The 3,516-nt window shown below is 35.1% G+C and carries 3 protein-coding genes and 3 pseudogenes; 2 read left to right on the forward strand and 4 right to left on the reverse strand.

What is annotated here, in order from left to right; all coding sequences use genetic code 11:
• Positions 1-117, reverse strand: a 117-nt coding sequence (locus V757_RS17730; RefSeq protein ID WP_023949588.1) for a transposase, incomplete at its 3' end; no start/stop codon positions are given.
• 83 nt (positions 118-200) lie between these two features.
• Between V757_RS17730 and V757_RS28320 the strand changes: the two are divergent.
• Positions 201-332 (forward strand): annotated as a pseudogene (locus V757_RS28320) (IS481 family transposase); the annotation flags it as partial.
• A gap of 63 nt (positions 333-395) precedes the next feature.
• Here V757_RS28320 and V757_RS17735 read toward each other — a convergent pair.
• Both V757_RS17735 and V757_RS17740 read right to left on the reverse strand, forming a co-directional pair.
• A pseudogene (locus V757_RS17735) lies at positions 396-1,328 on the reverse strand (enolase C-terminal domain-like protein); the annotation flags it as partial.
• An 18-nt stretch (positions 1,329-1,346) separates the two neighbouring features.
• Complete coding sequence (locus tag V757_RS17740; RefSeq protein WP_023949592.1) at positions 1,347-2,357, reverse strand: 4-hydroxythreonine-4-phosphate dehydrogenase PdxA; 1,011 nt, start codon at positions 2,355-2,357, stop codon at positions 1,347-1,349.
• 85 nt (positions 2,358-2,442) lie between these two features.
• Between V757_RS17740 and V757_RS17745 the strand changes: the two genes are divergently transcribed.
• Positions 2,443-3,264: a FadR/GntR family transcriptional regulator gene (locus V757_RS17745; RefSeq protein WP_023949594.1), complete on the forward strand. Its 822-nt coding sequence runs from the start codon at positions 2,443-2,445 to the stop codon at positions 3,262-3,264.
• 114 nt (positions 3,265-3,378) lie between these two features.
• Here V757_RS17745 and V757_RS29855 read toward each other — a convergent pair.
• Positions 3,379-3,480: pseudogene (locus V757_RS29855) on the reverse strand (integrase core domain-containing protein); the annotation flags it as partial.
• Between the last annotated feature and the right edge of the window lie 36 nt (positions 3,481-3,516).

Genomic DNA, 3,516 nt, shown 5'->3' on the forward strand with positions numbered 1-3,516 from the left:
TTTGTAGAATGTGGCAGAAGAAATGCCATGTTGACGGCATAACTCTTGAACAGGGGTGCCTGCCTCGGCTTGTTTAAGAATGTTGATAATTTGGCTTTCGCTAGTACGTTTACTCATGGTAAAACTCCTTTGAAATAAGTTTACGGTAACGTTCAAAAAAGTTCTACTTTCTTGTTGTCTTAATTTAGGGGATGGTTACAAAAGACCTAGACGAATGGCTTGATTTCTATAATAATGAACGAACTCATCAAGGAAAGATGTGCTGTGGGCGAACACCCATAGAAACATTGATTGATGGTAAACAGATTTGGAACAGCAAAAAGCTGAGCTAAATCTAATCTGACAGACACCGCTTGTCAAACGGGGAACTGTCAGATGAAGTCTGAACTTCTACAATTAATTTTATGTGCCATTGTTATTCCACCAACTCTATTGGTATCGTATTGAACAACACTAACTGCTTTCTTATCTAATAATTGTTTAAAACCATATAATGTGAACTCATGCTCGCCTCCTGAAATAGGAATACTTGTTAATTGATTTAACTCTGCATAACCATCAATATCATCAGCAATTACAGGCTCCTCTAACCATCTTGGTTGATATTTTTCTAATTTTGGTAATATGCGTTTTGCATACTCTAAATTCCAACCCATGTAGCATTCGAGCATTAAATCATTATCATAGCCAATCACCTCTCGCACTGCTTCAACTGACTTAAGGTTTTCAACCACTCCTTGCTGTCCATGAGCTGGACCATATCCAAATCTCATCTTGAAAGCTCTAAAACCTTGATCTAGAAATTTTTGAGCTTCCTCTTGCATTTCCTTTAAGTCAGTACGATAAAGTTTGCTGTAGTAACAAGGGATCTTTTCTTTGGTACGCCCCCCTAAGAGTTTAAATACAGGCTTATTGACGCTCTTCCCCAAAATATCCCATATTGCAATATCAACCGCGGAAATAGCTGCCATACCAACACCCTTACGCCCCCATGCATGTGTCGCTCTATACATCCGTTGATTGAGATATTCATAATCCCAAGGGTCTTGTCCAATTAATAATGGCTTCAAATACTCATCAATAATTGCTTTCGCAATTCTAGGGGCAAGTGCCACATTCCCTAAACCTACAATCCCAGTATCCGTTTCAATCTCAACAACTGTCCACTGATGAAAACGAAAGGTTTTCATGGTGTCATTTCGAGTCAGCCCACTCCCTGCTCCATTGTCATATACTAAATCAATAGCATTAGAGCAAAAATTCCCCTGCGGTGGAACTGTTTCACCTTGCCACTCATATACCTTTGCCTTGATATTTTTGATTCTCACTTTAATCTCCTCTCGTATCTAAATATGAATTAATTTGTTCTTGCCCATTACGCAAGCTATATCAAATGCATTACGCATAGGAGTAACATTTGCAACCCCTTGTCCAGCTATATCAAAAGCAGTTCCATGTGCTGGAGTTGTGATAGGAATAGGCAAACCACCTTGAATAGTTACCCCTTGCGAAAAACCAAGTAATTTAATTGCAATTTGTCCTTGATCATGGTACATAGTCACAACAGCATCAATTTCACCTGCTTTTGCCTTTAAAAAAATAGTATCTGCAGGAAAAGGACCTTTTATTGGATAGCCTTGTTTCTGTACTTCATCCACTGCAGGTTTAATAATTTCAATTTCTTCTGTACCACATGTCCCCCCTTCTCCTCCATGTGGATTAAATGCTGCTACAGCGACTCTTGGTGATTTAAACCCTGCTTGCTGCAAGGCTTTGTATATTAAAATTGATGCTTCTTTAATACGTTCTTTTGATAAATATAAGTGAGCATCTTTTAAGGGAATATGAGAGGAAATTCTCGATGTCCATAAATTTCCTAACGTATTAAACTCACAAAAATAATTATCTACTTTTAAATAATTAGCGAAATAATGCAATTCATCTTCAAACTGCAAACCACCTAACTTCATAGCATATTTATTGAGTGGTGCAAAACATATTGCATCCACCTCTTTATTAATTGCTGCATCCATACAAAATGACAGTATATTTAATACTGATTCACCGCATTCTTTAGAAACTACTGAGAACTCTTTTTGATGTGGTTGTAAAGTATTTAATTCAAAAAAACAAATCTTATGATTTTTAATATCCTTGAATGAAGTTATTTCTGGTAATTCGAGAGTTACTTTGGCAATTCTCTTTCCTTCCTCCCATTGCCATTTATCCCCTACAACAACAATATACGCTTCATTTCCAATATCATTCATAGATAATAATTTTGCAACAAGTTCACTACCAATCCCTGATGCATCCCCAAGAGTAATAGCAATTACTGGTTTAGAATTATTTTCCATTTTAATTTCCTTTATAATGGTTTACTGGTATGATATCCATACCACTTAGATAAAGAATATAGAGGAAAAATAAATATGTCAAGTAATGGTAATTACTGATATACTAAAATTTGAGGAAAAAGATATCTATAAATTATTTGTTATGAAAGAAAAACTGACACCACTCTCAATATTTCAGCAAAGTGAAGGAGTTACTCATAAAACAAAAAAAGATATTGTTGCTGAAAAAATTATCGAAATGATTACAACAGGATTAATTCAAGATAAGGATGAATTACCCAGTGAACGCGAGTTAACAAAACTATTTGAAGTTAGCCGAGAAACAATTAGAGGTGCCTTAAATAAGGTCGCTGCTTATGGTTTAATTAATATTTCCCAAGGGAGTAAAACTACTGTCAATGCATCCGAATCCACTATTAAAAATTTTCAAAAATTTCATTCTCACCAGTTAATTGATGATATTAACCAATACAAATTTGAAGATGTTTTTCAAGCACGATTAGCAATTGAAATAGCCGTTGTAAAAGAGGCAGCACAACGTATTACTAAAAAAGAAATAGAACAATTAAAAAAGTTGATTGAAGCACAAAAAAATATGCTCACCGACCCTCTTCGCTTTCAAATGTCTGATCAATATTTTCATAAATTACTTGCTCAATCTTGCCGAAACGATTTATTACTCAAGTATAGTACCGATTTATATAATTATGGACTACTTACAAGAAGAGAATTTTTATCTACTGAAGGTGCAATTGAAGGAAGCGTCAAAGAACATATTTTCATCGTTGATATGCTTTCCTTAAAAGACCCAGAGAAGGCTGCACAAGCATTAGAAAAACATTTAAGGACTATTTTTGAAACGACAAAACAGCAATTAAGAAAACATAAATCGATTCGTCGTTTTTAATTGCTATTAAGCAATAAAGCTTATTTGTAGAAGTTCAGACTTCATCTGACAGTTCCCCGTTTGACAAGCGGTGTCTGTCAGATTAGATTTGTACCCATCCCATTTTTAGTACAACTATAAAGTAGAAACGGAATGTTTTTGTTTGTACATTAAAGGGGTGAGCCCCTTTAGTGCATCATGAGGTCTTTGCGTATTATAAATCGTTAACCACTCCTCGGTTAAGTTCGTTTAACCTTGTTTAGTTGATTTTAA

The sequence above is a fragment of the Pelistega indica genome, assembly GCF_000506865.1.
Classification (GTDB): Bacteria; Pseudomonadota; Gammaproteobacteria; order Burkholderiales; family Burkholderiaceae_B; genus Taylorella; species Taylorella indica.

Bases quoted from the DNA above. Each gene is read 5' to 3' on its own strand.
- V757_RS17740 (WP_023949592.1), bottom strand. From the start codon at position 2,357: ATGGAAAATAATTCTAAACCAGTAATTGCTATTACTCTTGGGGATGCA.
- V757_RS17745 (WP_023949594.1), top strand. From the start codon at position 2,443: ATGGTAATTACTGATATACTAAAATTTGAGGAAAAAGATATCTATAAA.